We start from the raw sequence: 25,731 nt of genomic DNA, 5'->3' as shown, positions 1-25,731 counted from the left end.
GACAGCCATGCATCCCTTCAAAGGCCTGTGCTACCTGACCCTGCTCAGCCTGCCCCTCAGCGCCACCGCCATCGACGCCGGCCCCGCCTCGGCGCAACAACAGGAAACCGAAGGCTGGCTGGTCCTGCAAAGCCGTAACAAAGCCGCCTCGCCAAAACCCCAAACGGCGACCGCGACCGAACGTGATCTGGCGATGCAGCGCTGGTTGAAGAAGTACAAATACGAGATTCCGGATTTTTATGATCCGGATGCGGGTGGGAAGATCGAGAGCAAGAATTAGTGAGGCGGTGACCTTGCGAGCGCTTTCGCGAGCAGGCTCGCTTCCACAGGTGGATTGCATTTCCAAATGTGGGAGCCAGCCTGCTGGCGATGAACGATGACGCAGTGTGCCTGCCGGATCAGGTCTGCGGATCCACCCGATCCAGTGCCCGGTTTACCGCCAGCTCGGCCAGCATGATGATCTGCTGAATCGCCAGCGCGGTATTGCGCTCCGGCCGACCCAACTGATCGGCAAAGTTACCCGCCAGCGTATTGGCCGAAGCCAGGGATTCGCAGGCATGGGCGAGCAGGCTTTCGGTATCGATTTTCGGATGGATGAGGAACATCGTGGTGGGTTGGTGGGGTTTCGCGGGTTCGGGGCAGAGGTAGAAATCGAGGGCGCGTTTGATGGCCTCGCGGTTCTTGACGAGGTCGTCGGCGCGGATAGCTTCTTCGAGTGGGGTCGTGGGTTCGTTGGGTGGGTCGGGGATCAGTTTGTCCATAACAACTCCTACTTGGCTGAGGAGCCAACCTTTGTCGTTTCCACACGACAAAAGGTGGCAGCTGTACGCAGGGTGGAAAACCGATAAGTAGGCAACCGGCCAGACCGAAGCCTGCCCGCGCACAGCCGCCGCGACACAGTTTGCAGACGAAAGAAGACGCCGACAATGATTGCGGTAGCGATGCAACGCATCTACTTGAAATTCAGGTTTCCACACCCGGTCGCTGAATTGGCAGCGACAGCCAAAGACTAGAGAGCGCACGTCCGACGGACAACCTGAAAACCGTGTGGGAAGGTTCCGGTTATCTGGCACAAATTTAAACAGCCAAAAGCCAACCCTCACCCTAACCCTAACCCTAACCCTCTCCCAGAGGGAGAGGGGACCGACCGAGTTGTCTGGGAGAGCTACGCCGACGTGAAATATCGAGTCGAACTCAGGCTTTGAAAAACACACAAATCGGCCCCCTCTCCCTCGGGAGAGGGCTGGGGTGAGGGGCGAATCCAACGCAAATCAGAAGCCGCCTCCCCTGTGCTCTACCACAGCTGAAATGCATTTCAAAATGTAGGAGCGAGCCTGCTCGCGAAGAACGATGACGCGGTGTGCCTAGCGGGTCAGGTCTGCGGATCCACCCGATCCAGTGCCCGGTTTACCGCCAGCTCGGCCAGCATGATGATCTGCTGAATCGCCAGCGCGGTATTGCGTTCCGGGCGGCCCAACTGATCGGCAAAGTTACCGGCCAGTGTGTTGGCCGAAGCCAGGGATTCGCAGGCATGGGCGAGCAGGCTTTCGGTATCGATTTTCGGATGGATGAGGAACATCGTGGTGGGTTGGTGGGGTTTCGCGGGTTCGGGGCAGAGGTAGAAATCGAGGGCGCGTTTGATGGCCTCGCGGTTCTTGACGAGGTCGTCGGCGCGGATAGCTTCTTCGAGTGGGGTCGTGGGTTCGGTGGGTGGGTCGGGGATCAGTTTGTCCATTGAAACAACTCCAAAGTCTTTGCCGCCACCCACTGCCATTCTCACGGGGCAAAAGGTGGCAGCTGTATGCGGGGTGAGAATACCGGTTATGGACACCCGGCCAGACCGAAGTCTGCCCGCACACAGCCGCCATGACACATTGCAGACAGCAGACAAGCTGGCGGCGATTATGCGTGCACAGAAACTGGATGACCATAAATTGCCGGGTTCTCACACCCGATCGCTGAGTGTTCAGCGACAGCCAGAGACTAGAGAGCGCACGTCCGACGGACAACCTGAAAACCGTGTGGGAAGGTTCCGGTTATCTGGCACAAATTTAAACAGCCAAAAGCCAACCCTCACCCTAACCCTCTCCCAGAGGGAGAGGGGACTGACCGAGGTGTTTGGGAGAGCTACGTCGACGTGAAAGACCGAGTCGAATTCAGATACTGAAAATCACCAGATCAGCTCCCTCACCCTCGGGAGAGGGCTGGGCGGGCGGTGTTCCGATGAGGGGCAAATCCACCACAAAACTAAAGCCGAACACCCGCTCTTCACCACTCAATAGGCCGAGTGTCAGCTCGCCTGCTTTTGATCTTGGAGCCCGTCGGCAGGCTGAGTAGAGGGATTGATCCGGGGGTAGGCGCGCAGCGCCGTTCGACGAAGTCGAACACATCGAAAGGAGGTGCAGCGAAGCAAACCGGAAGCGATGCCCCCGGATCGATCCCGGAGCGAAGGAACCCCGAGCCCCAGCGAGCGGGCCGAACGTCAGGGCGCAGACCTTTTGGTTACTTTTGGGGCGTTTGCCAAAAGTGACCCGCTGTAAGAGCGGAACCGTCAGCGGCAACCCCCGCAGCAACGGATATTCACCCAAAAACCCAAGAACCTGGTCGGCCCACAGGCCGCCAAGTCAATGCGCCGTAACCCGCTGCCGCAAAGCAGAAGCACTAGGCGACAAAGCCAAAGCCAACTGCGTCCGATTATGCATATGCGTCAACCGCAACACCTGCGAAACATAAAGCTTCACCGTGTTCTCGGTAATCCCCAACTCACAGGCAATCTGATAATTGGTCTGCCCCTTGCCCACCAACCGCGCCACATCCAATTGCCGCGGCGACAACTGATTGAAAATCTCCGGCATCTCCTGAGCCTCAGCCTCGACAGGCTCACCGCCCAACACATCACGAACCACCGCCGAAGGACTACGCCGCACCTTGTCCAGATCCTGATAAAGGTCATCAATCGACTCAGACAGATACTGCAACTTCTGATTCAAATGCCCCAATTGCAGATTCTTCTGCCGCTCCTGCAGCGCCGCCTCCTGACGCCGCACCCCGTCGAGCAACTCATCCAGATCAATCGGCTTCTGATAATAATCGGCAATCCCGGCACGCAATGCCTTGATCACATCCTGCTTGTCGGCACGCCCAGTGAGCATGATCGCCTCAAACACCCGACGCTTGTCCGCCAAACGCTGCAACGCCTGAATCAGTTGAATGCCATCCATGTCCGGCATGTGCAGATCACTCAGCACCAGACCGATTTCCGCGTCCTCACTGAAACGCTCGATCGCCTGCAGACTGGATTCGCACGGCACACAGCGATAACCATTGCTTTCAAGAAACTCGCACAGCTCCTCCACGATCAACGGCTGATCGTCGACCACGAGGACTTTTACCGCAGACGTAAGCTTGTTCACGTGCTACTCCATGTCCCAGGCCAAAGCTGACCATTCCTGTACTGTCAGCCTTTGGCTGTATAACCAGTTCATTTGAAAGTAGACGTACTTTCCGACTATGTACATAGAACTAGTGGCGCTTGGCGACTAGTGGATCCAAAGCATAACGAGCACTGCACCGACCAGCACGAACGGTGCAAATGGCAGCTTTTTTGACACGCCCGGGGCCAGATATCGCAGACGTTCTCTAAGCCCTTGACTCATATGGAGCCAGACTCTTGGCGCCAGCAGCATCCAGATCAGGCTGGCGACGCCCGCACCCATAAATACGCCAAGAATAAACAGACCGTCCGTCGCAAGACCGAGGGCTGTCATTAATTTCACATCGCCGGCGCCCATACGGCCCATGAAAAAACCCGGCAGGGTCAGCGCCAGCGCGATCAGGCAGGCCCAACCGCCCTGCTCCGCCTCAGCGCCCAACCAAGTGCTGCCGGTCCACAACAGATAGATCAGCGCCAGCGCCGCCGCACCGAGCGTCAGCCCATTGGCAATGCGTCGCTGGCGGGCATCTTGCGCCGCGCACAGGCCCAGCCAGATCAGGAGGAGAAAACTGTACATCCGGTAAAAACCGTCCATTTTTGCGGAATGATTCTATGCTGAGACTACGCAGTGACAGTCAGGGTAGACGCACTCATGAAAACCGGCTTTCGCAAGTCGCAAAAAGGTGCGGTGGCGATTGAGTTCGCCTTGGTGTTCATCATCTTTTTCGCCGTGTTTTACGGCCTGGTCAGTTACAGCCTGCCCTTGGTGATGATGCAATCGTTCAATCAGGCCACGTCCGAAGCCGTGCGCCGCAGTGTCGCGGTCGATCCCAACACACCCAACTATTCAACCGTGGTGATCAACACCGCGAATGCCACGCTGACCCAGCAATTGTCCTGGATTCCGCCGGTCTTCAACCTGGTGATCGGCGTTGATACCAACACCCAATACAGCGCGTCAGGCCTGCTGACGGTGCGCGTGGATTATCCGGTCAGCAAGTTGAATCAGGTCATGCCGTTTCTGGTGCTTCCGGTGGTTGGTACAGTGCCCAATCTGCCCACCTATCTGACCGCCAAATCGAGTCTGCAATTTTGACGTCGGGGGACAAGCTCTTCGGGCGCTTGCTCAAACGCACACCACCCGCCGCCCACGAGTTACCCGACCCACTCGGCTCACCCGCGACAGGCTTGCACCTGTACCTGAATGACGACGGTGACGTGCTGCAAATGGCCGGGCCGCTGCGGCATCTGCTGGCGCAGTTCAAACCTCAAGATCAACCCCTGCCACTCAGCACTTATCTGCTGCCCCACAGCACGCTGACCATCGAAGGTCGGCCGAGGGAGTGGCTGGGGCTCTTGCTGGATCTCGATTTTTTCGGTCTCGCCGAGCAAACCGTGCACCTGCGTGGCTGGGTACAGCCGCTGGGCGACGGCTGGCTGATGCAGTTGATCGACATCGCTGACTTGCTGCTTGAACGCCAACAATCGCGTCAGCGTGATGCCTGCCAATTGATCGCCGGGCAGGTCAGCGAACAGTTACGCGCCTGCAGCCAAGTGCGTTTGCCGGTGATCGTCAGCGAACAATTGCAAATGATCGCCCAGCGCTGGCATATCCCCTGTCTGGCGCTGGCCTTGCTCGATGATGAGCAACAGGGCTGGCAAATCCATCGCCAGTATCGCGCCCACGATGCGCCGGATCTGTGGCATGACGGGCAGCGCCTGGGCACGCCATTGGACAGCCTTAACGGTGCCGCGCCGCAACGCGTCGGCGCGCAGCATGGCCTCGATGAACATTCGCGGGTGCAGGCCCTGTTCGGCAGTGCCGAAGGTTTCGCGGTGCCGTACAGCGATGAGCGCGGTGTGGTGGCCTGGCTGCTCTGCGGTTTTTATCCCGTGGACAGCGTTGCGCCATACCTGAGCGAGCGCGACTGGATGACGCTGGCCGGCGCGCTGGCCGGGCCGTTGCTCGGCCGCCTGCGCGAACAGCAGCATCACTTGCAACTGGAGCGCATCGAAGCGTTGCAAACCCTGTTGGGTGCAGGCTGGTGGGAGATTTTGGCAGGCGACAAGCACATTCAACTGGCACCCGCGCTGGCGGCGGTCTTGGACGTGAACCCTGGCGGATTACCGCTGGAAGACTGGCTGACGCAAATCCATCCCGCCGACCGCGACGAGTTGCGCAGCCGTCTGCAAGCCTTGCAACAACACGGCGAAGCCCTGACGTTATCGGTACGCCTGCGCGGTGGTAATAACGAGCAGGCGCCCACGTGGTATCGCGTGCAGGGCCAAGTGATTGGCAACGGCACGCAACGGCGGTTGGTCGGTTTCATGCTCGACATCAGCGACATCCAGAACCAGCAACAACGGGCTGCCGCCGCGCATGCACGGCTGGACAACCTGATCGCCAGTTCGCCCGCGGTGATTTACGTCCAGCACTACCACGAAGGTGCACTGATCCCGGCGTTCTTCAGTGCCAGCCTGCAACCCTTGCTGGGGTGGAACCTTGAGGACTGCAGCGACGGCGCTCTGGTCGAGATGATCCATCCCGAGGATCGCGATGTGTATTTCACCCGCAGCCGCCAGTTGCTGCGCGAAGGTTCGGTGCGCAGCCGTTATCGACTGCGCGACCGTCGCGGCGAGTATCACTGGTTGCTCGATGAAGCCCGTCTGCTACGCAATGACCTCGGCCTGCCGGTCGAAGCGGTCGGTTTGTGGCTAGACGTCACCGAGGCGACCCTGGCAGCCGAACAGGTGAAAAAGAGTGAAGAGCGCTATCGGATTCTGGTCGAAGACTCGCCGGCAATGATCTGTCGCTATCGCCCGGATCTGATTCTGACCTTTGGCAACCGGCCGTTGGCGAAGTATCTGGAATGCACGCCGGAGGAACTGCCAGGGGTCGATCTGGGCAGCTGGATGTCCGAGGAACAACGTACTGCGTTCGTCCAGCGTCTCGCTGCACTGACCGTGGAGCAACCGGTGAGCACCGCGGAAATCAGCCTGCAACTGCCCGGCAGAGAACATGCCTGGTGGGTGTGGTCCGATCGCGGCGTGTTCGATGAGCACGGCCAGTTGATCGAAGTGCAAGCGGTGGGCCGAGACAACACCGAGGTGCGCCGCTCGCAACAGCAACTCACACAAAGCGCGAAAATGGCCACCCTTGGCGAAATGGCCACCGGCCTCGCCCATGAAATCAATCAGCCGCTGAACGTGATGCGCATGGCCATCGTCAACGTGCTCAAGCGCCTGGGCAACGGCGATGTGCAGGTCGATTACCTGACCGACAAACTCAACCGCATCGATGCGCAGGTACAGCGTGCAGCGAAAGTCGTCGATCACATGCGCGTATTCGGCCGACGTTCGGAGATCGAGCAGCAACTGTTCAACCCGGCCTCGGCCATCGAAGGCACGCTGTCGCTGCTGGCCGAAGGCATGCGCGGCAAAGGCGTGGACTTGCGCATCAGCGAGACCGCGTTCGAGGTTCAGGTGCGTGGCTACGTCGATCAGCTTGAACAAGTGTTGATCAACCTGATGGTCAATGCGCGCGACGCGTTGCTGAGCAAACGCGAGAAGGATTCATCTTTCAAACCGTGGATTTCGATCTATGCCGAACGCGATGAACAGTGCGTGCGCCTGTGGGTCGAGGACAACGGGGGCGGCATCGATCCGCGTTTGCTGGAGCGGATTTTCGAGCCGTTTTTCACCACCAAACCCATCGGCGTCGGCACCGGGCTGGGGCTGTCGGTGAGCTACGGCATCATCGACAACATGGGCGGCGAGTTGAGCGTGCGCAACTCGGTCGAGGGCGCGCGGTTCTGCATCGAGTTGCCGGTTGCCGTGGACGCCTAGATCACCAGATAGGCCTTGCCGGTCTGGCCGCAGGTCATGTTGGCACCGACGTCGACATCCATCAGGTTAATGCCCAGGCCTTTGAGCAGGTTGTTCAGCAGCGGGTCGAGCAACGGGCTGACCAGGTTGGTCACCACCGGCAGCAGTTTGCTGGTGACATCACTGATCAACGAGGCAACGCCGGTAACAACGGCCCCCAATGGATTGCTGCCCTGGGGTTTGTAGACGATCAGGTTGATCCCCGCGAGGGTGTTCGACAGGCTGCCGACGATGTTGTTGGTCGGTACGGCGGGCAGCACGCTCGGTAGCAATTTGAGGTTGGCCGGGGTGGCGAACGGTGTGCCGCTGGAGAACACCAGATCCTGGGTGTTTTGCGCGACGCTGGTGTCGAGCATGATCGCAATGCCGCCAGCGCCGTATTGAATATGGGTGGAGGGGTCGCAAGTTCCGATGCCCAGAATCTTGTGGCACGTGACGATTCCCAGGTCAACCAACGGTAATGGCGTGACAGTCGGTTCGGCGGCCGAGGAAAAGGCGTTGGCAGGGTCGATCTTGCCGAGTTTGAGGTCGGCAATGGATGTGATGGTGTGGGCAGTCAGGCTTTTCGTGCCTGTTGTCCCGGTTGGGCAGCTGTAATCGGTGACATAGCTTTTCGCGCCACCAGCATCCAGGCTGATGTCAATTTCGGGGGATGGCAATAGGAGTGGGTCGAGTTGCTGGCAACCGGCGCAGGCGACCGAACTCAGGACTGCTACCAGATTCAGACTCAGGACCGCATTGAGCGTCGGCGTCAGTCCCGCGACCAATCCCAACACCGCATTGGTCAGCCCCGTGACCCCGGACAGCACCGGCAGGCTCACCGACAACATCGTGCGCACCTGCGCCGTACGCACATAAATCCGGTCCGGCCCGGTCGGATTGACCTTGGCCCGCGCCGGATCGCCAATGGCGGAAAACTGCGGCGGCTCGATCACTTTCACCCGCACCGTGACATTCGCCAGCCCGAGCACGCTGATCGGCAACGTCGCCGCCACCGCACTCTTGCTGTTGGCCAGTTGCACCACGCCCTGAATCAGTTGCAGCAGTTGCAGATTGGCGTCCAGCCCTGCTGCCGTGGTCCCGGTCTGCAATTGCAGGATGTCACCCAGTTTGACCGGCGCCGCGTTGATCGCGGCCACCTGCAATTGGCCCAGCGCAGTGATCACCTGGGCGGTCGCACCATTGAGTTGCACCACCGTCGCGGCGGCCTGAATCAGTTGCGTCACCGTGGCCTGGGTATTGAGCAACTGCGTGTAGTTGCCGGCCGCGACGTTGAGATTGATCGCCAACTGATCAAGGTATTTCAGTAAGTTGATATCAGTGTTCAGCAGGCCGTCCCAGCCCAGTGCCGTGAGATTGACGTTACCACCGAGCAGCCCGGAAAACAGCGGATTGAGGATGTTCGACTGGGCTGTATCGATGCTCGTCAGCGTGCTGCGAATATTCAGTTGGGCGACCGTTGGCTGCGGTTTGGCGGCAACCGCCGAGGCGTTCAGCGTGGTATTGAGACTGACCGGTGTGCCGCTGAACAAGGCCTGTACACCACCGGCAAAACTGGTGGTCACTGTGCGACTGGCGACGACTTTGACCGCAGCCATTTGCGTAGCATCCACGGCGAACGTGCGCAAACCGCTGGCGGCAGTCACCAGGGTGCCGCACGTGGTGGCGAGGGTGTTGCTGGCGTCGACAACGTAGCCGTTGCGCACGGCGCTTTGCCCGGCGTAACTGGCGGCGCTCAGGCCCGGCAGGCAATCGCCGCCACGACTGACGGCCTCGAGGGCGGCGTTGTCCACCACCCGCTGCAATTTGCGTTGTTCCATGTACAAGCGGCCGGTGTCGACCACCAACAGCAGCATCACCACCGCCAGACTGAGGGTGGCTGCCGCCATCAAGCCAATCGCCCCGCGCTGCCGGGCCGGGCTGGTGAATCGCGAACGAGGCGACATGGCGCACTCCTTTGCCGCAAGCTCCATTGGTGCAACTGAGTGTAGACGCGCAATCCCCCGTAGGAGCTGCCGAAGGCTGCGATCTTTTGATCTTGGCCTCTAAAAAGCAAAATCAAATGATCGCAGCCTTCGGCAGCGCCTACAGGGGGTCGTCGCAGGGCCAAAAAAATGGGAACTCAAGGGCTCCCGTTTTTCCTGAACAGATTCAGCGCGGTGGATAGTTGGCCAGAATCCGCCCGACCGTCTCGCGGATGGCATTGCTGCGATCCTGCGGATTCGGCCGGCTGGCGAGCATCTGCTCATCGCTGCCGCGCCACACCAGTTTGCCGTCCTTGCCGTCGAGCAGGTCGATCTGGATGGTCGCGACCTTGTAGGTGATGTTGCGCGTTTCGTTGTACATCGGTGCGCCCCAGTAACCATTCCACGGGCCACCCCAACCACCGCCGTAATTGGTCGTCACTTGTTGCTGACGATCTTCGACAATCAGATAGGTCTGCACACTCAAATCACCCTTGGCCCCCGCCGCCGCAGGACGCAAACCACGCTGGTCGAGCTGATCGGCGACGGCCTGGCGGATGCGCTGTTCGGTCAGGTCGCTTTTGATTCGTGGATCATCGGGGCGATATTGCAGGGCGGGGTCTTTCCAGCTCCAGCTGCGATAGGCGGCAAAGTCGCGGCTGGCATCGAAGTCGTGGTTGACCTGGTTGGCGGCGCAGGCGCTGAGCAGCGCGGCCATGGCCAGTAAAGCGAGACGGCGGAACATGGTTTTTCTCCGGTTGAAGACATGAACCTGCGGCAGCTTCCCCGTTGGCAGAAAGCTAACTCGGAGGATACGCCGACATGGCCTTTTCCACAGCTTCGCGGATCGAATCGGTGCGATCGATTTCGCTGCCCTTGTTCGCGGTTTCGGCACTGGCACTCCAGACCGGTTGCCCGCTGCCGGCATCGAACAGATTGACCTGCACTACCACGACCTGCTCCGAATACGTGCGCACGATCGGCACCGTGTTGTACATGCCGTAACCGCGGCCGTAGCGATCATAGCCGCCGTATCCGCCGCCGTAATAACCGTAGTCGTCCTGGACCTGCCGCAAACGCGTTTCCAGCCGCAGATCGGCGCTGACCAACAGGTCGGCCGGGCGGTTGTCGTGCAACGGTCGCAAACCGCGCTGATCGAGGGCATTGCTCACCGCTTCGGCCACTTGCGCCGAGTCCGCCCACGCCGTACCCGGCGGCAACTGCCCGTTGAGCCAGGCCCAACTGCGATAGCGTCCGTAGTCACGCGGTGGCGCCGGGTAAGCGCTACGGTCGAAGGTGGTGGCGGCTTGCGCTGGCGCCGGCGGCAGGGGCCGCGACTGCGCCACGTAGGGGTTGCTGCCCTGGCAGGCAGCCAACCCCAGACAGATCAGCAATAACCCGGATTGAGCTTTCATGTCGCGCTCCGATCAGATCGGCCGGCAGATCCAGTGCAAGTAGCGCCCAAGCCCGGCGAAGCTTGGGTGACGGCGGTGAGCGAGCTCCATCTCGAGCAAATCCGCGAGTTCGGCGCGGGCCTGGAATTCCACCGGCATGTAGTCGTGGAAAACCCGGATCCCGCTCTGGGTTTCGACCTGCCACAAGCCTTCGAGTTGCGTTGCCAATTCCCGTGGATCAAGGGGCTGTTGCGGGGTCAGGCTCTGCTTTTCCCCGGCCATGCTGTTCTTGCGCATTTTCTTGAAATGGCCTTTGAGCAGGTTGCGGTAGATCAGCGCGTCGCGATTGTAGAACGCCAGCGACAACCAGCCGTCGGGTTTGGTGAGTTGATGCAGCACCGGCAGGATCGCGTGAGGCTCGGCGAGCCATTCGAGCACGGCGTGGCAAATCACCAGATCGTAAGGTTCAGTGAGTTGCCCGAGCAGTTCCTGCCACGGCGCCTGGATGAATGTTGCGGTTTGCCCGGCGTCGGCGAAGCGCTGGCGCGCACCGTCGAGCATCGGTGCGGCGGGCTCGGTGAAGGTTACGTCATGGCCGCGCTCGGCCAGCCACAGCGACATGTGGCCGAGGCCGCCGCCAATGTCGAGCACTCGCAACGGACGATCCGGCAGTGCCTCGATTAGGTCGGCCTGCAACACCGCGAGGCGAATCGCGCCTTTGGCACCGCCATAGATTTTTTCGGCGAACCGCGTCGCCAACTGATCGAAATGCCGGTCGCTCATCAGCTGAACCGCCGTTCGCTGTCGGCAAGCTTGGCGCGCACCACTTCATTCATGTCCAGGCCCAACTCGCTGCACAGCAGCAACAGATACAACACGATATCGCCGACTTCCTGCCCGGCGTGGGCGAGTTTGTCGGCGGGCAACTGGCGCGACTGGTCTTCCGTCAGCCACTGGAAGATTTCCACCAGTTCGGACATCTCGACACTGGCCGCCATGGCGAGGTTTTTCGGGCTGTGAAATTGCCGCCAGTCATTGCGGTCGCGAATGGCGTGCAGGCGTTCGGTCAGTTCAACAAGGTTCATCGGGCTCTCCTGAAGGCGTATAGCTTCGGGGGGATACCCACCAAAGGCAAGCGGCGCAGGTGATCTAATGTGGGAGCGAGCCTGCTCGCGAAAGCGGTGTGTCATTCAAACCCATCAATTATCTGATCCACCGTATTCGCGAGCAGGCTCGCTCCCACACAGAATGGGTGCAAACCTTCTATCATGCAGGGAACTCGGCCACCCGCGTTGTGGCCCAAGGCTCAGCTCTTTCATCAGGATGCACACATGCAGGTAGAAAGCTTTTTCGAATGGCTCGGGCAGGCGCTCGGTTCGGTCATCCGCTTTATCGTCGATGGCCTCAGTGGCTTGTTCAACATTCTGAGCAATGCCGGTGGCAACTTTGTCGACGGGCTGGCCAAAACCCTGGGCATGGACACCTCGATCATCAGCATCATCGCCCTGATTGTCGGATTGATGCTGTTGTGGTCGGCGATTCGCGCGTTCATGAATGCGTCGATCATTGCCGGGATCATCTGGTTGTTGCTGGGGTTGTGGTTGCTTAGCTGGATTATTCACTAGCGCCACAAAACCTTGTAGGAGTGAGCCTGCTCGCGATAGCGGTGTGTCATTCGAAGCTGTTTTGACTGAACGGACGCTATCGCGAGCAGGCTCACTCCTACAGTGAATCGCGTTTCAGGCCAGAGGAATCGCTACAATGCCGCTCCCCAAGGAGCCCGCATGTCCACTCTGATCGCCGACTGGCGCGACCGCCCGACGCACCGCAAGGTCTGGGCACTCGCCGCGCCCATGATTCTGTCCAATATTTCCGTACCGTTGGTGGCGCTGGTCGACAGCACCGTCATCGGCCACTTGCCCCACGCCCATCAATTAGGCGCGGTGGCGGTCGGTGCCAGCCTGTACACCTTTCTCGCCTGGGCCATGGGCTTTCTGCGCATGGGCACCACCGGGTTTGCCGCGCAAGCCGCCGGGCGCAGCGACGGTGCGGCGTTGCGGCAGATTCTGTTGCAGGGCTTGCTGCTGGCGATGGGACTGGCGCTAGTGCTTGGCACTTTGGGTGTGCCGCTGAGTGGTGTTGCGTTGCACTTCATGCAACCGTCGGCGGAGCTGGATCAGCTCACTCGGGACTTCTTCCACACGCGGCTGTTCGGCCTGCCAGCGGCGCTGGCCAGTTATGCGCTGGTCGGCTGGTTCCTCGGCACACAGAACGCCCGGGCGCCGCTGGCGATTCTGCTGACCACCAACCTGATCAACATCGTCCTCAATCTGTGGTTCGTCATCGGCCTGGACTGGGGCGTGGTCGGTTCGGCGCGCGCCTCGGTGATCGCCGAATGGAGCGGCGCCCTGCTCGGCCTGCTGCTGACCCGCAAGGCGCTGCGCGCGTACCCCGGGCACATCGCTTGGGCAGCGCTGAGAATCTGGCAGAGCTGGCGCCCGTTGCTGGCGGTCAACCGCGATATCTTTATACGCAGCCTGGCGCTGCAATCGGTGTTTTTCCTGATCACCGTGCAAGGCGCGCGACTGGGTGATTCGACGGTGGCCGCCAACGCGCTGCTGCTCAATGGCTTGCTGCTCACCGCGCATGCGCTGGATGGTCTGGCCCATGCCGTCGAAGCCTTGTGCGGACACGCCATCGGCGCCCGTGATCGTCTGGCCCTGCGTCGCTCGCTGGTGGTGGCAGGCGGCTGGTCACTGATCGCCAGCCTCGGCTTCGCCGTGCTGTTCCTGCTGGCCGGGCACTTGTTCATCGAGATGCAGACTGACATCCAGAGCGTGCGCGACACCGCGTTCGTCTACCTGCCCTACCTCGCCGTGCTGCCGCTGATTGCAGTCTGGAGCTACCTGCTCGACGGTTTGTTCATCGGCGCCACCCGCGCGCGGGAAATGCGCAACGGCATGCTGATCACCGTGGTGCTGTTATTGCCGTTCGCCTGGGCGCTGCAAGGTCTGGGCAATCACGGGCTGTGGATATCTTTTCTGCTGTTCATGGTGTTGCGTAGCCTGACCCTCGGTGCGCAAGCCTGGTGGCTCAAGCGCAACGATGGCTGGTTCAGTGGCGGCGTTCACTGACTCGGCGTGTGGGCGATAAACCCGACCACCTGATCGAGCACCGGCGCCAGACGCCGCAACGGCCGCGACAGGGTCGCTACCAAGGTTATGTGGCTGGGCCGCGAGTAATACAAATCCTGCGCCGGCACACCGGCCTCGCGCAGCTTGCTCGCAAGGCCACCGGTGTTGCGCGTCGGGTTGACCAGATCATCCCGGCTTGCCGCAATCAACAGCGCAGGCGGTGCGCCGCGACTGACATGGTTGATCGGCTGCGACTGCGGCGGTGAATCCGGCCAGAAGAACACCGGACGCACCTCGGGATTCTTGATCGGCAGAAAATCATACGGCCCGGCCAGACCGATCCAGCCTTGTACATCCCTGGGCGACATGCCCACCGCCGCGAGCCATTCGCTGTCCAGCGCGAGCATTGCCGCGTTGTACCCGCCCGAGCTGTGTCCCATCAGATACAAGCGCTGCGGGTTGCCGGAAAACTCGTGGATATGCGCTTTGGTCCATGCCACCGCACGCGCGCCGTCTTGCAGGAACAGCGGATAGCGCACCTGTGGATACAAACGGTAATCCGCCACCACGGCAACAATCCCTCGGGATGCCAGCGCTTCGCCGACAAAGCGGTAGTCGACGCGCGAACCGCTGTTCCAGCTGCCGCCATAGAAAAACACCACCACCGGCGCGCCGGGCATCGGCTGATGCGGCACATACACGTCGAGCTTCTGCCGAGGATCGTCGCCATAGGCGATGCCCAAGGTTTTGGCGTACGTGCTGTCCGGAGTCAACGCATTGAGCACCTGCACCGGCGAACAACCGCCCAGCACCAGCAGCAACACGATCCCCCACCCTTGCCGGAATAAACCTGCCATACGCGCCGAACCTCGCCTCAGGACTGATCGCTGCGCCACTGGCGCCGCACATGGTCAAGCCGCTGCTGCTGGGTCAGCCCCACCGGCGGTGGCACCAGCACGGCTCGCGGATGCAGCAAGCGTAGCCATAACCAGCCATCGAGCACGGTGCGGTCGCTGAATCCCAGCGTCAGGCCTTGATGCACATGGGAGGCCATCGTCGCGTAATCGGTTCCCAGCGATTGGCACCAGCGCCAGATATGCTGCTCCAGCAAGCAGGTTTGCAGGCGTTCGCGCTGGCGCCGGGTCAGGCTTTCTTCGATGCTCAGCGGCTCGACGGCTAGCCCCGGGTTGCGCAACTGCTGCCAGCCCAGACTGCCAATCGCCCGGTCGGCCCAAGTGCCACCGAACCAGCGCAGTTGACGGATCGGCCCGAGCCAGCGGCTCAGCTCAGCAGCATCGCAGGCATCGAAAAAATAGCTCGCGGTCTGCCGGTTGTAATAGCTGAGCAAAGCCCGGTGATTCAATCCAAACGACACCGTGAGCATGCGCTGCAAGTGACTCAGCAGTTGTTGTGCCGAAACCTCACTGCCCAGCAACAGCCCGCGCCAGGTGTTTGGGTCGCTGTGACACAACGCAGCCAATGCCGGGCAGTCGCGCAGCTCGATCAACACCGGGCCGTGCTCGCTGACCGGTTCGAACTCAGTGCCTTCGAACAGGCTGAAACACTGCACACCGGCAAAAGCCCGATGCAGGGTCAGCAAGGCCTGCGGTGCATCCGGGCCATCGAGCAGCAGCCACTGCGCCATGGGCTCAAGCGCCGCGCCATTCATGTTGCGCCGCTCTGTTCAAGCGCGGTGACCAGTCGGCAACTGCACACCGATTGAGAGCAATGGTTGAAACTGCCGCCGCCGGGGATCAGGCACAACAGCAGCAACGGTTCACCGCAAGTCAGCAGTTGCTGCAAGCCGTCACTCACCAGGCTGTCGGGCAGAGGCAACGGCAGGTCATCATCGGTGTCGACAACGGCGGATGGCGGCTGCAGCACACCGCTGATCATCGGCTGATCCGGATCCCCCTCGAAGAAACTCACAACCACCTCGACACCCTCGCTCAGCGCCGCCATGGACACCTGCGCCAGGGACGGCGCAAGCGGTAGCCAACAATGACTCGGAGCGGCCCCTTCGCCCTGGTAGAGCCAGTCGAATTGCACCGCCACCGGGCGCATCCGGTCAGGCTGCGGTTCATCGACCGTCACCACCCAGGCCCGTTGCAGGCTGTGCATGCGTAGGCGCGATGGCGCTGTAGCCGATGTGTACGGCACTTGCACCGTGCCGAACAGGCGGTTGACGTAGGGAGGTTCACGGGATGGATCGGCGCGATGTTCAATGCGTGTCAGCAACCACGGCCGATTGCATTCAGCGAAGGGATGACCGGCCAACCGCAGCCAGTGACCGCTGCGCAACGCTGGCAGTTCACTCTGGCCTTCAGCCCGTTGCACACCCGATAAACTGGTCTCAATTGCACTTTGCAATTGCCATTGCCGCAACGCGGGAGACGTATCTTGCCCGTCGTCCCCGCGCGGATACTGCGCGGCACCGGCCACGGGTAACTGCGCCGGATCATCGGCGAACACCAGGCAATGCCGGTCGCGATCGTGTTCAAAGTAATAGTGAATCCGCGCCTGCGCGCACAAGCGCTGGAGCAGTTGCAGATCGGACTCGCGATACTGCGTGCAGAACGTCCGGGCCGGGTAGCCGGCAGACAGATCGAAGCGGCACTGGGCGCCGGCAATCCCGTGCTCCCTGAGCACTTGTTCGATGATCTGCGGCACCGAACGGCCACTGAAGATGCGTTGACTGAAGCGCAGCGCGAGGCAACCGAGTTTCGGCCCCAGACGGATCCGGCTCAATCTCGAGCCCTCTGCGTGTTCATGCTGGACAAGGCTCTGCAATTGCCCGTGCACGCCCTCCCCCGACGGCCCGAAACAGAGGAACGCCGAACGGTATAGCAGGCCGGCGAGATCCAGGTGCGGATCGTCGATCAACACATCGATCTCGAACGCAAAGGATTCGCTGAGGGCTTCGCTACCGGTAAAGGCCAGGACTTCGAAAGGGTCGGACAGGCCCGCTACATCGAGACGAAAGGACGACTCGTTGACTGGTTCGAACATGGGCGGATCTCTACAGGAGGGGCGGTCGGGGATTCTCGCCGAGAGCCATGGCCGAGTAGAGAGCTGAAGTACAACTTAGGAAATGACCTACGCGAAAAGCAGACCGGATGACTTTGCTGGCCAGGAATGCCATGGATTTCGCGAAGATTTTGGGAGATATCCCACCGAGTCATCCGAATTTTCCGCCACGCTCAGGAAAAATTCAGACAACCCGGCAAGATCGCCACCTGGCCTCAGGAAGACAGGTAGGAGGAGCGGGTCAGGCCCAGACGCAAGGCATCGAGAAATTGCGTGCGCTCGCTGGCACTGATGCGGGCACTGGCGCACTTGTCGCGGTAGTGAGTCATCAGTTCTTCCGGCGACAAGTGCACGTAACGCAGCATGTCTTCGATGGTGTCGTGGGTCTCGATACCGGCGTGGTACACGCTGCCATCGGCGTTCTGGTAGATGTTTACCGAGTCGGTGTCACCGAACAGGTTGTGCATGTCGCCGAGGATTTCCTGATAGGCGCCGACCAGGAACACGCCCAGCAGGTAGTCTTCACCTTCGTTCAAACCGTGTACCGGCAGGCTGGTCTCGATGCTCTGCTCGTCGACGTACTGATTGATCTTGCCGTCGGAGTCGCAGGTCAGGTCTTGCAGCACCGCGCGACGCAGCGGCTCTTCGTCGAGACGGTGCAACGGGATGATCGGCAGGACCTGATCAATCGCCCAGGTGTCCGGCAGGCTCTGGAACACCGAGAAGTTGCAGATGTACTTGTCGGCCAGCTTGTCGTTGAGTTCGTCGAGCACTTGGCGGTGCGAACGCTGACGGGCTTTCAGCGAGTTGTGCAGGCGACGGCAGACGGCGAAGTAGCACTGCTCGGCCAAGGCTTTTTCAGCCAGGGTCAGCTTGCCATCGGCGTATTGCGCGGCAACGTCGCTCATGTAGTGCGTGGCGCGCCAGTAGGTTTCGGTGACCATTTCGATGTCGGTCGGGCCGAGCAGGTCAACCAGCCACTGCACGGTTTCCGGCAGCGACTCTTTGTTTTCGATCTGCGGGATCTCGTCGTTGTGCTTCTCGACGTCGGTTACCTGCACCACCAGCATGGCGTGGTGCGCGGTCAGCGAGCGGCCGCTTTCGGAGAAAATGTGCGGATGCGGCAGGCTCTGCGCGTCGCAGAATTCCTTGAGCATGCCGACCACGACACCGGCGTAATCGTCCATGTCGTAGTTGATCGAGCTGGCGTTGCGCGAGTGCGTGCCGTCGTAGTCGACGCCCAGACCGCCGCCGACGTCGATGTGATCGACCGGCAGACCGAGATTGCGCAGCTCGCCGTAGTAACGGATCGCTTCCTTGAAGCCGTGCTGGTAGTCAGCCAGGTTGGCGATCTGCGAGCCCATGTGGAAGTGCAACAGGCGAATGCCCTGATCCAGGCCAGCCGCGCGGAAACGCTCGACCACCGACAGCAGTTGTGCTGCCGACAGACCGAATTTGGATTTCTCGCCACCGGTGTCCGCCCACTTCGACGACGCCAGCGACGACAGACGCACGCGCAGGCCGACCTGTGGCTTGACCTTGAGCGAGGCGGCTTCTTCGATCACCAGACCGACTTCGGATTCTTTCTCGATAACGATGAAGACATTGTGGCCGAGCTTCTGGCCCATCAGCGCCAGACGGATGAACTCGCGGTCCTTGTAACCGTTGCAGACGATGGTGCCGCCCTTCGGCGCCAGCGCCAGCACGGCCAGCAGCTCAGGCTTGGAGCCGGCTTCCAGACCGATGGAGACGTCCTGGGTGGCGATGATGTTCTCGATCACCGCTTCTTGCTGGTTAACCTTGATCGGGTACAGCGCGGTGTATTTGCTCTGGTATTCCAGGCGCTCGATGTTCGAATCGAAGGCACCGGTCAACTGACGGACGCGGTCTTGCAGAATGTCGGGGAAGCGAACCAGCAACGGCAAGGACAAACCGCTTTTGCGCAGTTGGTCGACTTGTTCGAACAGGTCGATAGGCGAGCTGCTCGGACCGTTCGGACGAACTTCGACGCGACCGGCGTCATTGATCGCGAAATACCCGGCCCCCCAATGGCGAATCCCGTAAACACTGCGGCTGTCCGCAACTGTCCATTGGCTGCCATCGTCTTTGCGTGTGCGTCGTACGGACATCGAAGTCCCCTATAAAGAAGTCATAGTGCGTCGCCTGATCTCAGGCCGGCGCATTCTAAAGAATGAAAATGACGGTTTGTCAGCGCGGCGGTAGACCGCACTGACTGCGTGGAGTTTAGAAACCGGTCATGAACAGGCTCTGTGAAAACCATGGAGACGACGCCGGATCTGAAGTGTTTCAGCGCCGGATCAAGCCGCAGGTGGTTTTCACAGAGGCTGCTAGCCGCCGGACTTCTTCGCTTTGAAACCGTGCTTGATCAGCTCAGCCAAGAGTAGCTCGACATGATCGCCCTGGATTTCGATGATCCCGTCTTTCAACGCGCCGCCGGTGCCGCAACGTTTCTTCAACGTTGTCGCCAGCTCCTTGAGCGCGTCTTCGGCCAGTGGCACGCCGGTGATGGTAGTCACCGTTTTGCCGCCACGGCCCTTGCTCTCGCGTCGCACGCGGGCAATGCCGTCGCCAGCCGGGATCACGGTTTGTTTGCAGATACAGGCGTCCACCGGCTTACTGCATTCCGGGCAATGACGACCTGCGTCGGTGGAAAATACCAGGCCGCCCAAGGCGGCGAAGGATGCGGCTTTTTTGGCCACCGGCAATCCTCTCGGGAGGACAAAGACTGATCGCGACCTTGGGCAAGGTCATCGACCGCGAAGCCCCACTCAGGCAGGGGCAGCGCTACTGCACCGATAAAGCGCCAAATGTAGGAGCTGTCGAATGAAACGAGGCTGCGATCTTTTGATTTCGACGCCAAAACAAAAAATCAAAAGATCGCAGCCTGCGGCAGCTCCTACAAAAAGCACTCGCGGTGCAGCTTGAAAAGGTCGCGCAGTGTAACGGCAAAAATCCCGATTGCTAAGTGCCAATCGGCGCCAATTTATGTGTTCTTTGCGACGTCGCTTTGTTGCGCCTTGAGATAGCGCTTCAATGCGGCCAGAGAGTCCGGGCAATAAGGCTTCTGCTGGATTTCCTGCAGCACCTGCTCGACCGGAATAAAGCGCGCTTCCAGCACCTCTTCCGGTTGCAGTTTCAACGGGCCGTCCCATACGGCAGAAAACGCCGAGCACCACAGGCGATTGCCGGTGTCCTCAAAATAGAAATGGTCATGAGCCGTCAGTTCGACGCCGCTGACGCCCAATTCCTCTTCCAGTTCACGGGCCGCTGACTCGGCGTAGGTTTCGTCTGCCTGGACCATGCCGCCCGCCGCGACGTCCCAGTAGCCGGGATAAATCGCCTTGCTCAAGGTGCGCCGGTGCACGCACAGCTTACCGGCGGAATTGAACAACATGATGTAGGTGCCACGGCCAATCAGTCCGCGCTCGCGCAAATCGGCGCGCACGAGCGCGCCGAGCAGGTTGTCCTGCTCATCGACCCAGGCGATCTGTTCGGCATCCGAGGCGGCGCGATGGGCCGCCTCTTTGGCGTTGTGGCTCATGAATCAGCCCTGATTGAGCAGTTGACGCAAATCGATCACCGCGGCGTTGGCCCGGGAAATATAGTTGGCCATGACCAGCGAGTGGTTGGCCAGCACGCCGAAGCCGCTGCCGTTAAGAATCATAGGACTCCAGACCGGCTCCTGCGAGGCTTCCAGTTCACGGATGATCTGACGCACGCTGACGGTGGCGTTCTTCTTCGCCAGCACATCGGCGAAATCGACTTCAATGGCGCGCAGCAGGTGCGACAGCGCCCAGGCCTGACCGCGGGCTTCGTAGAACACGTTGTCGATCTGCATCCACGGGGTCTCGACGACTTCTTCGTCAACCTGCGGCACTTCGCCGATCGCCGGCACTTCGGTTTTCAGCGCGGTATTGAGTTTGACCCGGCCTACGCTGGCCGACAGGCGTTGCGACAGCGAACCGAGACGGGTGCCGACATCGCCCAGCCAGTTGTTCAGGTTGTCGGCGCGAGCATAGAACAGCGCGTTTTTCTGGGTTGGATCAGACAGGCGCGCCTGATAACGACTCAGCGAGTTGATGCCCTCCTGATATTCCGACTCACTCGACGGCAGGATCCAGCTCTTGTTGTCGAAGTTGAAACGCGGCTCGGCCTTGGCCAGATCGGCATCTTCCGCCGACTGCGACTGCGAACGGGCAAAGTCTTTACGCAGGGCACGGGTCAGGTCACGCACCTGTACCAGCACGCCGTACTCCCAGCTTGGCGTGTTGTCCATCCACAGGCCCGGCGGGAAGCGGTCGTTGGAAATGTAGCCGCCCGGCTTGTTGAGCAAGGTGCCGGCAACGGTCTTCAGGGTTTCGACGGTGGTGTAGCCGATCACCATCTGCTTGCCTTCTTTCTCGGCCGCCACTTGCGCGTTTTGTGCGACCGGAAACAGCGCCGGCTCCTGGCTCCAGTACCAGCCAAGGCCAATGGTCACCAGCAGGTAGATGCCGATCAGCGTGGCCAATGCACGGCTGAACAGCAATCCGCCAACATAGCTGCGGGTGGCCGACTTGGGTTCGGCGGCACGTTCAGGCGCGCGGCCCGCGCGGTTTTTCCAGTCCAGCATGGCGATATCCTTTCAATCACTTGGGTTCAACGGTTCGACCACAACCATACAACAACGTGCCGAGGCCGGGCACCCGCGCGTAAAGATAAGCCGCAATTCGTATGGGCGAATGACGCTTCGACGATGACTAAGGGAATCCCCGATGCCCATGCTTCAGCCCATCGGATTGAAAACCATCGCAAAGGTCATTCACTGCACGGATAAAAGCACCACTGCCCCGTCATCCTGATCACCCAGCTTAGTCAGGGAGTGCCCGGCCGACGGGGACTTGTCAGACACTCAGGTCAAAAACAAAACCGTACGGTCAGAAACTGAATGGTGACGCATTGCAGATTATTGACGTACGACACTCGTGTAAGGGAAAAGAGGTGCTAGCATAGAGCCACCAGTCGATCTCAGCATGCAGCCTAACTAGTAGTCAGGATATGACCGAGCCAGAAGACCCCAGCCGTGAGCGTCTCAAGCACCACTTTGCCCAGCGGGTAATTCATCAGGCACGTCAGATTCTTGAGATATGGCAGCGCCTGCAACGCACTGAGTGGTCCAATGTCGATCTCGCCGAACTGAGCGAGGCCAACCTGCGCCTGCTGCGTTTTGCCGAGCGCTTCGAACAGCCCGAACACACGCAGCTTGCGCGCCATATCAGCCAATCGCTGGAAGCGGTGGACGCCAATCGCGGTCGCCTGAGCAGTGGCTTGATCACCGACCTCAATCGCTTGATGCAGCGCTTGTCACGCACCGGCCTGCGCCATGGCGATCAACTCGACCAGACTTTCCTGCCACCGCTGCGCAAACCGATCTATGTGATGCTGCAAGATCACGACCGCGCCGAACGCCTGGCCAAACAACTGGAATTCTTCGGTCTGAGCGCGCAGGCGCTGGACAGCGTTTCGGCGTTTCGCTCCTCGATGGTCGAGCGCCTGCCCGCGGCGATCGTCATGGACGTCGATTTCAGCGGCGCCGGCATCGGCCTGAAACTCGCCGCGGAGGCTCAGGTCGGTTTGGAAGAACCGCTGCCGCTGCTGTTCTTCAGCCTGCACGAAACCGACACGCCAACCCGTCTCGCCGCCGTGCGCGCCGGCGGCCAGGAGTTCCTCACCGGCACCCTCGAAGCGTCGAGCCTGCTGGAAAAGATAGAAGTCCTCACCTGCGTCGCCCAGTACGAACCTTATAAAGTGCTGATCATCGACGACTCGCGTGCGCAGGCCTTGCACACCGAGCGCCTGCTCAACAGCGCCGGCATCGTCACGCGTACCTTGATCGAACCGATTCAGGCGATGGCGGAACTGGCCGATTTCCAGCCCGACCTGATCATCCTCGACATGTACATGCCAGCCTGCACTGGCACCGAACTGGCCAAAGTGATTCGCCACAACGATCGCTATGTCAGCGTGCCGATCATTTACCTGTCTGCCGAGGACGATCTGGACAAGCAGCTCGACGCCATGAGCGAGGGCGGCGATGACTTCCTGACCAAACCGATCAAGCCGCGCCACCTGATCACCACCGTGCGCAACCGCGCCGCCCGCGCACGCAACCTCAAAGCACGGATGGTCCGCGACAGCCTCACCGGTCTGTACAACCACACGCACATTCTGCAATTGCTCGAAGACTGCTCGTTCCGCGCCCGCCGCGAGAACAAGCCATTGAGCTTTGCGATGCTCGACATCGACCATTTCAAACGGGTCAACGACAGCCACGGCCACCCGATGGGCGACCGGGTGATCAAGAGCCTCGCGCTGTTTCTCAAGCAGCGTTTGCGCAAGACCGATTTCATCGGCCGATACGGCGGCGAAGAGTTCGCCATCGTCATGCCCGACACCGATATAGAAGCCGCGCACAAAGTGCTCGACGAGATCCGCCAGCGCTTCGCTGAAATCCATTACCCGGCGCAGCCGCAGGATTTGTGGTGCACCTTCAGCGCCGGTGTGGTGGAAATGCACGATGACTGCGACAGCCTGATGATGGCCAGTCAGGCCGACGAAGCGCTGTACCGGGCCAAGGGTGCCGGGCGCAATCGCGTGCAGACCGCGCGCGACTCAAAGCAAAGTGCCACTTTTTCATCGGATTCCACTGATTCGGTCATAACCCTGTAACAGAAACGCAATAAATTCAGGCGCTTACCATTTCTGCCGTTGGTAGCCGTCATGCGCCTGAAGTTGCTCACCAATCTCAATACCCTGCTGCTGGTCGCCGTGTGTCTCGCACTCGGCGCGACGCTGTGGTGGTCGCAAAAAGCCCTTGAGCGCCCGTACCTGTTGATGGAGCGCTATCTCGGTCTGTCGCAACAATTTCAGAACGAGGTGGCACGCAACGTCGAGGATTACCTCGCCAGCGGCGACGCCTTGCGCCTGAGCAGTGCCAGTCAGGCCATCGACAATTTGCAGAAAGAACTCGGCGAATTGCCGCCAGCGCTGGCCGACACCCTGCGCCCGAGCCTGTCGGGCCTTGATGAATTCAGCAAGACCGACTTGCTCGCTGCCGGCAAACTGGCGGGCGACCCGCAGGCCTTGCTGTTGCAGGCAGAGCGCGAACTGAGCGCCAGCCTCGATCAGCTCAGCACTTACGCCAACGGCAACGCGGCTTATCTGACGCCGTTGCTCGTCGCCTCTCAGCACTTAGGCAAACTGTCACTGGCGCGAGACAAACTGGTCAGCAGCGGACGCAGTGAGCTGGCCGCCGATGTTGAGCGCGAAGTCACCAATATCCGCTCGCAAGCTCAGGTAATTGAGGCCCTGCCCTTGCTCGGTGTTGTCGCCAAAAGCGAATCGGGCAGTGATGACTTTGCGGCAATGATGGGCATCGAGAACAGCGAAAAAACCGTCGCCGAAGACGCTGGTGTCGGGCTCAAACGTGAGCTCAACAGCTTGCTCGGACGCTATCCGGCGGAGCTGGCACGCACACGGGATCAGATCCAGAAACGCACCGACCTCAGCACCGCCACCCACCAGAAAATCGCCGCCGTGCAGCAGGCCATCGCCGGACTTGAGCCGGTCGTGCGCGCGCAGCACGGGCAAATTCAAGGCGAAGTGCGGCTGATGCAAGGCGTGATGATCGGCTTGATTCTGCTGATTGCGTTGCTCATCGACACCTTGCAGCGGCGGCTGGCCCGCACGCTGACCAATCTCGCTCCGGCGCTGTCGAACTGGGCCGAAGGCGATTTCAGCCGCGACATTCATTTGGGCAAAACCAACCGTGAACTGCACGACATCGAGGCCTCGCTCAATCGCTTGCGTGCCTACCTGGTGGACTTGGTTGGGACAATTCGCGGCAATGCCGAACAAGTCGCAGGCAGCAGTCGCACGCTCGCCGAACTAAGCAACGACTTGCACAGCGGCGCCGAACATCAGGCCGGTGATACCGCGCTGATCCGCGATTCACTCGGCGAGTTGGAGGCGACGATTCAGCAGGTCGCTGGCGATGCGCAGCAGGCGGCGGATGCCAGCCGTCATGCCGGACTGGCGGTCGAGCATGGCCAGTCGGTGATTGGCCAAAGCCTCACCGGCCTGCACGCGCTGGTCGGTGAGGTTCAGGGCAACGCGCAAATGATCGAGCATTTGGCCGAGGAGTCAGCGACCATTGGTGGCGTATTGACGGTGATTCGCTCGATTGCCGATCAAACCAACCTGCTGGCGCTTAACGCGGCGATCGAAGCGGCGCGTGCCGGGGAAATGGGTCGAGGATTTGCCGTGGTGGCTGAAGAAGTGCGCTCGCTGGCACAACGTACAGCCGGCGCAACTGCCGAAATTCAAACCCTGATCGCCGGCCTGCAAACCGCTGCTCGTCAATCGGTCGAAGGCATGCGCGCGCAGGTCGAGCACGCCGAAGCCACGGCCAATCAGGCGCAAGCGGCGGATGGCGCGCTGGATAAAATCGTCGGCGCGATCCAGACCATTTCCGACACGGCGATCCGCATTGCCGACGTCACGGCGCAGCAGAGCGGCGCGGTCAGCGAGATTCGCGATCACAGTGAGCGGATTCATCAGTTGGGTGGGGATAATCTGGTGCGGATCGGCCGTGGGCGTGAGCAGGGTGAGAATCTGCTGGTATTGGGCGGGCAACTGCATACGGCCGTTCAGGCATTTCGCGTCTGATGAACCGCCTGCTCGCGAAGGCGTCAGCACAATCACTACAAGTGACCGGATCAAACCACTTGGTCACATATTTCGCGCAAACATCGGCCATCGTGCTGGCTATTGCATAGAACTGGACAGTCACAAAGTCTTTGCGGCATAGTCGCCGGGTTCTGACGATTGCTCAT

Annotated in this window: 23 protein-coding genes; 7 read left to right on the top strand and 16 right to left on the bottom strand. The window is 60.6% G+C overall.

Annotated elements, in window-relative coordinates:
- The first annotated feature begins 7 nt into the window (after nucleotides 1-7).
- Entirely contained in the window at nucleotides 8-280 is a 273-nt protein-coding gene (locus tag LOY43_RS03235; RefSeq protein ID WP_095047374.1) for a DUF3613 domain-containing protein, read from the top strand.
- Between the two features lie 118 nt (nucleotides 281-398).
- Here the strand turns inward: LOY43_RS03235 and LOY43_RS03230 are convergent, their stop codons facing one another.
- The 4 genes from LOY43_RS03230 to LOY43_RS03215 all read right to left on the bottom strand — a co-directional run bounded on the left by LOY43_RS03230 (nucleotide 399) and on the right by LOY43_RS03215 (nucleotide 4,010).
- A complete protein-coding gene (locus tag LOY43_RS03230; RefSeq protein WP_258709189.1) occupies nucleotides 399-761 on the bottom strand; it encodes a DUF6124 family protein in 363 nt (120 codons plus the stop codon).
- 611 nt (nucleotides 762-1,372) lie between these two features.
- Complete coding sequence (locus tag LOY43_RS03225) at nucleotides 1,373-1,735, bottom strand: DUF6124 family protein (protein ID WP_095126100.1); 363 nt, start codon at nucleotides 1,733-1,735, stop codon at nucleotides 1,373-1,375.
- A gap of 889 nt (nucleotides 1,736-2,624) precedes the next feature.
- Nucleotides 2,625-3,413, bottom strand: a complete 789-nt coding sequence (locus tag LOY43_RS03220) for a response regulator transcription factor (protein WP_095126101.1) — start codon at nucleotides 3,411-3,413, stop codon at nucleotides 2,625-2,627.
- A gap of 126 nt (nucleotides 3,414-3,539) precedes the next feature.
- Nucleotides 3,540-4,010, bottom strand: coding sequence for a prepilin peptidase (locus LOY43_RS03215; RefSeq protein WP_258709912.1), 471 nt, complete (start codon nucleotides 4,008-4,010; stop codon nucleotides 3,540-3,542).
- 75 nt (nucleotides 4,011-4,085) lie between these two features.
- Between LOY43_RS03215 and LOY43_RS03210 the strand changes: the two genes are divergently transcribed.
- Both LOY43_RS03210 and LOY43_RS03205 read left to right on the top strand, forming a co-directional pair.
- Nucleotides 4,086-4,529, top strand: a complete 444-nt coding sequence (locus LOY43_RS03210; protein WP_095047370.1) for a TadE/TadG family type IV pilus assembly protein — start codon at nucleotides 4,086-4,088, stop codon at nucleotides 4,527-4,529.
- Complete coding sequence (locus tag LOY43_RS03205) at nucleotides 4,526-7,279, top strand: PAS domain-containing sensor histidine kinase (RefSeq protein WP_258709188.1); 2,754 nt, start codon at nucleotides 4,526-4,528, stop codon at nucleotides 7,277-7,279. The genes LOY43_RS03210 and LOY43_RS03205 overlap by 4 nt, the downstream gene beginning before the upstream one ends.
- Here LOY43_RS03205 and LOY43_RS03200 read toward each other — a convergent pair.
- From LOY43_RS03200 to LOY43_RS03180, 5 genes are all read right to left on the bottom strand, one after another.
- Nucleotides 7,276-9,264, bottom strand: coding sequence for a pilus assembly protein TadG-related protein (locus LOY43_RS03200; protein WP_258709187.1), 1,989 nt, complete (start codon nucleotides 9,262-9,264; stop codon nucleotides 7,276-7,278). The two genes, LOY43_RS03205 and LOY43_RS03200, sit on opposite strands and share 4 nt — an antisense overlap.
- 205 nt (nucleotides 9,265-9,469) lie before the next feature.
- Entirely contained in the window at nucleotides 9,470-10,027 is a 558-nt protein-coding gene (locus LOY43_RS03195; RefSeq protein WP_095047367.1) for a DUF4136 domain-containing protein, read from the bottom strand.
- A 55-nt stretch (nucleotides 10,028-10,082) separates the two neighbouring features.
- Nucleotides 10,083-10,697: a DUF4136 domain-containing protein gene (locus LOY43_RS03190; RefSeq protein WP_095047366.1), complete on the bottom strand. Its 615-nt coding sequence runs from the start codon at nucleotides 10,695-10,697 to the stop codon at nucleotides 10,083-10,085.
- A gap of 12 nt (nucleotides 10,698-10,709) precedes the next feature.
- Entirely contained in the window at nucleotides 10,710-11,459 is a 750-nt protein-coding gene (locus LOY43_RS03185) for a methyltransferase domain-containing protein (protein ID WP_095047365.1), read from the bottom strand.
- Nucleotides 11,459-11,761, bottom strand: a complete 303-nt coding sequence (locus LOY43_RS03180) for a MazG-like family protein (protein WP_007914625.1) — start codon at nucleotides 11,759-11,761, stop codon at nucleotides 11,459-11,461. The genes LOY43_RS03185 and LOY43_RS03180 overlap by 1 nt, the downstream gene beginning before the upstream one ends.
- 246 nt (nucleotides 11,762-12,007) lie before the next feature.
- Here LOY43_RS03180 and LOY43_RS03175 point away from each other — a divergent pair, with 246 nt between their 5' ends.
- Both LOY43_RS03175 and LOY43_RS03170 read left to right on the top strand, forming a co-directional pair.
- Complete coding sequence (locus LOY43_RS03175) at nucleotides 12,008-12,301, top strand: hypothetical protein (protein WP_007914623.1); 294 nt, start codon at nucleotides 12,008-12,010, stop codon at nucleotides 12,299-12,301.
- A 159-nt stretch (nucleotides 12,302-12,460) separates the two neighbouring features.
- Nucleotides 12,461-13,810 (top strand): MATE family efflux transporter, encoded by a 1,350-nt coding sequence (locus LOY43_RS03170; protein ID WP_258709186.1) that lies wholly within the window; start codon nucleotides 12,461-12,463, stop codon nucleotides 13,808-13,810.
- Here the strand turns inward: LOY43_RS03170 and LOY43_RS03165 are convergent.
- From LOY43_RS03165 to LOY43_RS03135, 7 genes are all read right to left on the bottom strand, one after another.
- The gene (locus tag LOY43_RS03165; RefSeq protein WP_258709185.1) at nucleotides 13,804-14,667 is read right to left on the bottom strand and encodes an alpha/beta hydrolase; all 864 of its coding nucleotides are present in this window, start codon (nucleotides 14,665-14,667) and stop codon (nucleotides 13,804-13,806) included. The two genes, LOY43_RS03170 and LOY43_RS03165, sit on opposite strands and share 7 nt — an antisense overlap.
- Before the next feature lie 17 nt (nucleotides 14,668-14,684).
- Complete coding sequence (locus tag LOY43_RS03160) at nucleotides 14,685-15,479, bottom strand: DUF4123 domain-containing protein (protein ID WP_095047362.1); 795 nt, start codon at nucleotides 15,477-15,479, stop codon at nucleotides 14,685-14,687.
- A complete protein-coding gene (locus tag LOY43_RS03155) occupies nucleotides 15,476-16,819 on the bottom strand; it encodes a type VI secretion system Vgr family protein (protein ID WP_258709184.1) in 1,344 nt (447 codons plus the stop codon). The genes LOY43_RS03160 and LOY43_RS03155 overlap by 4 nt, the downstream gene beginning before the upstream one ends.
- A gap of 233 nt (nucleotides 16,820-17,052) precedes the next feature.
- Nucleotides 17,053-18,966: an arginine decarboxylase gene (gene speA, locus LOY43_RS03150; protein ID WP_038360569.1), complete on the bottom strand. Its 1,914-nt coding sequence runs from the start codon at nucleotides 18,964-18,966 to the stop codon at nucleotides 17,053-17,055.
- A 219-nt stretch (nucleotides 18,967-19,185) separates the two neighbouring features.
- Entirely contained in the window at nucleotides 19,186-19,557 is a 372-nt protein-coding gene (locus LOY43_RS03145) for a translation initiation factor Sui1 (protein ID WP_007914613.1), read from the bottom strand.
- Between the two features lie 284 nt (nucleotides 19,558-19,841).
- Nucleotides 19,842-20,399 (bottom strand): NUDIX hydrolase, encoded by a 558-nt coding sequence (locus LOY43_RS03140; RefSeq protein ID WP_258709183.1) that lies wholly within the window; start codon nucleotides 20,397-20,399, stop codon nucleotides 19,842-19,844.
- A gap of 3 nt (nucleotides 20,400-20,402) precedes the next feature.
- Entirely contained in the window at nucleotides 20,403-21,470 is a 1,068-nt protein-coding gene (locus tag LOY43_RS03135) for a DUF2333 family protein (RefSeq protein ID WP_258709182.1), read from the bottom strand.
- A 425-nt stretch (nucleotides 21,471-21,895) separates the two neighbouring features.
- On the opposite strand from LOY43_RS03135, the gene gcbA reads away from it, so the two are divergent.
- Nucleotides 21,896-23,566: a diguanylate cyclase GcbA gene (gcbA, locus tag LOY43_RS03130; protein WP_093430251.1), complete on the top strand. Its 1,671-nt coding sequence runs from the start codon at nucleotides 21,896-21,898 to the stop codon at nucleotides 23,564-23,566.
- A 51-nt stretch (nucleotides 23,567-23,617) separates the two neighbouring features.
- Nucleotides 23,618-25,564 (top strand): methyl-accepting chemotaxis protein, encoded by a 1,947-nt coding sequence (locus LOY43_RS03125; protein WP_258709181.1) that lies wholly within the window; start codon nucleotides 23,618-23,620, stop codon nucleotides 25,562-25,564.
- Nucleotides 25,565-25,731 lie beyond the last annotated feature (167 nt).

The organism is Pseudomonas sp. B21-041 (assembly GCF_024748675.1).
Classification (GTDB): domain Bacteria; phylum Pseudomonadota; class Gammaproteobacteria; order Pseudomonadales; family Pseudomonadaceae; genus Aquipseudomonas; species Aquipseudomonas neuropathica.
The sequence above is the reverse complement of the archived record's forward strand: the minus strand, read 5'-3'. Positions and strand labels throughout refer to the sequence as shown.